Origin of the sequence: Roseivivax isoporae LMG 25204 (assembly GCF_000521865.1) — a bacterium.
GTDB lineage: Bacteria > Pseudomonadota > Alphaproteobacteria > Rhodobacterales > Rhodobacteraceae > Roseivivax > Roseivivax isoporae.
On record NZ_JAME01000146.1, the window covers coordinates 1 to 651 of the forward strand.

A 651-nucleotide genomic window follows, 5' to 3' on the forward strand; every position below is an offset into this window, starting at 1 on the left:
CGGGCGCTGTCTGCCGCCAGGCCAGCGGCGCCTGCTGGGCCTTCCTGGGCGAAAAGATGCGCCAGATCCTGTTTGGCATCTATCCCCCCGGCGAGCAATGGCGGCCCACCGTGGTCTGCCTGTTCATCCTGGCGATGACGGTGTTTTCGCTCAGCCCGCGCCAATGGCGCGCGCGCACGGCGGCGCTGTGGATCGTCGGCCTGGCGGCCGGCCTGCTGTTGATGCAGGGCGGCGTGTTCGGCCTGGCGCGGGTGCCGACCTCGTCGTGGGGCGGCCTGCCCATCACGTTGCTGCTGGCGGTGTGCGCGCTGGGCGCCGGACTGCCGCTGGGCGTGCTGCTGGCGCTGGGACGCCGCGGCAGCCTGCCGACGGCGCGCTTCATCAGCATCGGCGTGATCGAGTTGATCCGGGGACTGCCGCTGGTCAGCCTGCTGTTCATGGCCTCGATCGTGCTGCCCATCATGCTGCCGGCCGGCATGACCATCGACAGCCTGCTGCGCGCCGGCATCGCGCTGACGGTGTTCTCGGCCGCCTACCTGGCCGAGGTGATCCGCGGCGGCCTGCAGGCGATCCCGCCCGGGCAGGCCGAGGCCTCGCGCGCGCTGGGCCTGTCGTGGTGGCAGATGACGCGGCTGGTGGTGCTGCCGCAGG

The 651-nt window shown here is 72.2% G+C and carries 1 protein-coding gene; it reads left to right on the top strand.

What is annotated here, in order from left to right; translation table 11 throughout:
• The coding region (locus tag RISW2_RS23060; protein WP_043775905.1) for an amino acid ABC transporter permease at positions 1–651 on the top strand (651 nt) is incomplete at both ends.